The sequence below is a fragment of the Nonomuraea sp. NPDC049784 genome (genome assembly GCF_040659615.1).
In the GTDB taxonomy this organism is placed as follows: domain Bacteria; phylum Actinomycetota; class Actinomycetes; order Streptosporangiales; family Streptosporangiaceae; genus Nonomuraea.
Genome location: NZ_JBFAMX010000843.1, coordinates 1 through 3,536, shown reverse-complemented (window position 1 = coordinate 3,536; position 3,536 = coordinate 1). Strand labels below are relative to the sequence as shown.

Genomic DNA, 3,536 nt, shown 5'->3' with positions numbered 1-3,536 from the left:
GCTGATGGGGTGGTGGAGTATCTGGGCCGGGTCGACTATCAGGTCAAGGTCCGCGGGTTCCGGATCGAGCCGGGCGAGATCGAAACCGCCCTGCTCACCCACCCCGCGATCGCCTCCGCCGTCGTCGTCGCACGGGAGGACGGCGGCCATCGCAGGCTGGTGGCCTACCTGGTGGCGAGCGACGTCACCGTCGGTGTGCCCGCCCCCGGCGAGCTGCGCACCTTCCTGGCTGCCACGTTGCCGGACTACATGATCCCCGCTCTGTTCGTGGAGTTGGCGTCGCTCCCGCTAAGCCCCAATGGCAAGCTGGACCGAGCCGCGCTACCCGCCCCGGACACGGCGCAGCCCGATCCCACGCAGCCGTACGCCGCCCCGCGCACCGAGGCCGAGCTGGTGTTGAGCGAGGTTTGGGCCGAGGTGCTCGGGCTGGAGCGGGTCGGCACGTCCGACAACTTCTTCGAGCTGGGCGGCGACTCGATCATCAGCATCCAGGTGGTGGCGCGAGCGAGGCTGCGCGGCGTCCACGTGACTCCCGGCCAGCTGTTCGAGCACCAGACGGTGGCCGACCTCGCCGCGGTCGCCCGGCAAACCTCTTTCGTGGAGGCCGAACAGGGGATTGTGACCGGAGAGGTCCGACTCACGCCGATCCAGCGGGCGTTCGTCGAGCGCCGGCTGCCCGAGCGCGACCACTACAACCAGTCGCTTTTGCTGGAGATCGAACCCCGCGTCGAGGCCGCACCGCTGCGGGCGGCGCTGGCCGCACTGCTGGAGCACCACGACGCGCTGCGCCTGCGGCTCATCGGCGAGGGGACGCAGGCCCGACAGCACATCGAGGCGGTCGAACCGGCCGACGTGCTCACCATCGTCGAGCTGACGGAGCCGGACGAGGCCGCGGAGCGAGAGCGGATGACAGCCGCCGCCATCGCCGCGCAGCAGAGCCTGAGCCTCGAACACGGCCCGCTGCTCCGCGCCGTGCTCTTCGAACGGGCCGAGCCCGGCGGTGACCGGCAGACCGAGCGGGGCCAGGCGCTGCTTCTGGTCGTCCACCACCTCGCCGTGGACGGCGTCTCCTGGCGGATCCTCACCGAGGACCTGGAATCCGCCTACGAGCAGGCTGCGCGCGGAACCCCCAGCCGGCTGGCCGCCAAGACCACCTCCTTCCAGCGCTGGGCCGAGCGGCTGAGCGAGCTGGCCGAATCTCCGGAGCTCGCCGCCGAGGCCGGATACTGGCTCGCGGCCGGCGGGCTCGGTGCGCCCCTTCCCCGCGACCACGCCGACGGGGACAACGATCTCTCCTCGGCCCGCACGGTGCACAGGCAACTGACCCCGCGGCAGACCTCCCGGCTCCTGCACGAGGTGCCCGGCGCCTACCGCACGCAGATCAACGACGTGTTGCTGACCGCCCTCGGCCTCGTGGTCGCCGAATGGACGGGCGAGCCCACCGTGTCGGTCGACCTCGAAGGCCACGGCCGAGAGGACGTCGGACCCGGCTTCGATGTCTCCCGCACGGTCGGCTGGTTCACCACGCTCTACCCGGTGGTCATCCCCCTGCGGGGTTATCTCCAGGACCTCGGCGCGGCGCTCAAGCAGACCAAGGAGCAGCTCAAACGAGTGCCCCGCAGAGGATTCGGCCACGGCCTGCTCCGCCACCTGGCCGGCGGCGACGTCGAAGGAGCGCTCGCCGCCATGCCCGCGCCGGAGATCAGCCTCAACTACCTGGGCCAGATCGACATGGGCGCAACCAGCCAGAGCAGGTTCCGCCGAACCAACGGCTCCCTGGCCCCCGACCGCGCGGCCCGCGGCCCGCGCGGCCACCTCGTCGAGCTCGACTGCCGGGTCGCGAATGGACGGCTGGAGCTCGGCTGGACCTACTCCGAACAGGTACACGAGCCCACCACCATCGAACGGCTCGCGCGGCGCTACCAGGAGGTGCTCGAGCAGGTGATCGACCACTGCTGCAGCCCGGGAGCCGGCGGCTACACCCCGTCGGACTTCCCGCTGGCCGATCTCGATCAGGCCCAGCTCGACCTCATCCAGCAACGGCTCGGCTTCTCCCCACCACAGGGCCAGACCCCGGCCGGCGGCGCCGCAGAGTTCCCGGGGCGATCATGACCGCCACGCCCCGGCCGGGCGCCGGACAGCAGCCGCACAGCATCGAGGACATCTACCCCCTCACTGCCCTGCAGCAGGGCATGCTCTTCCACACCCGGCTCACCCCGAACAGCGGGATGTACTGGGTGCAGAACGCCTTGCTCGTCGAAGGGCACCTGGACCTCGACTCGTTCGTACGTGCCTGGGAGCTGATGTTCGCCCGGCATTCCGTGCTCAGGAGCACCGTGGTGGCCGAGGGCGTCCCGACACCGGTGTCGGTCGTCTCCCGATCGGTGCCGCTGCCACTGGAGGTGCTGGACTGGCGGGGCCTCGACGAGGCAGAGCAGGCCACGGCGGTGGAAGAGCTCATCCAGCGCGACCGGGCCAGGGGCGCTGATTTCGACCGGCCCACACTCGTGCGCGTCACGCTGATCAGGTTGACGGAGGATCGGCACCAACTGGTGCTGGGCTACCACCACCTCGTCATGGACGGCTGGAGCGTCTCCATCCTGCTGGGCGAACTGGTCGAGGCCTACCACGCCTACCACAGGGGCACCGCACCCCAGTTGCCCCATCGCCGGCCGTTCCGCGACTACGTCGCCTGGCTCGGCCGACGCGACCGGAGTCAGGAAGCGGCGTACTGGCGCGACCGCCTGAGCGGCGTCACCACCGCCACCTCCCTGGGCATCGAACGGAGCACGGGAGAGCAGGGCTACCGAACCCACCGCGTACGGCTCTCACCGGAGACCACGGCCGCCTTGGCGGAGGTCGCCCGCCGGCACCGGCTCACCCTCAACACCGTGGTGCAGGGTGCGTGGGCGCTGACCCTGTCCGCCTACAGCGGCGAGGATGACGTCGTGTTCGGGGTGACCACCTCCGGGCGCACCGAGGAACTCGACGGCGTGGAGTCGATGATCGGCCTGTTCATCAACACCACCCCGGCCCGGGTCCGCGTCGACGAGAATCTCCCCCTCACCGAGTGGCTGGCCCGCCTGCAGGCCGACCAGGTCGCCGCCCGACGCCACGAGCACACGCCGCTGCTCGACGTGCAATCGTGGAGCGAGGTGCCAGCGGGCCGGCCGCTGTTCGACAGCCTCTTCGTCTTCGAGAACGTGCCCGACGGCCGGGTCCTCGAGGACGGGCTGAGGCTGACGGACAACCTGTCGAGGGAGCAGTCGAACTACCCCCTCACCGTCATCGCCTCACCCGGGCATCGGCTCACCGTCGGCCTCACCTACGACCGCGGCCGGTTCGACGCCGTGGCCGTGGAAGCGATGACCGACCACCTGACGGGGCTACTGGTCGCGATCGCTGAGGATCCGGGGCGGCGGTTGTCGGAGTTTTCGTTGGTGGGTGGGGAGGAGCGGTTTGGGGAGTGGAATGCCACCGGGGTGGGTGTGCCTGGTGTGGGTGGGGTGCATGAGTTGTTCGCTCGGTGGGTGGCG

2 protein-coding genes are annotated in these 3,536 nt (G+C 70.5%); both read left to right on the top strand.

Translation table 11 applies throughout. The features are described 5' to 3' along the window. Window positions 1–2,112: condensation domain-containing protein (locus tag AB0J09_RS59585; RefSeq protein ID WP_360712436.1), on the top strand; the 2,112-nt coding region annotated here is incomplete at its 5' end. After that, the coding region (locus AB0J09_RS59580; protein WP_360712434.1) for a condensation domain-containing protein at window positions 2,109–3,536 on the top strand (1,428 nt) is incomplete at its 3' end. The genes AB0J09_RS59585 and AB0J09_RS59580, both read left to right, overlap by 4 nt.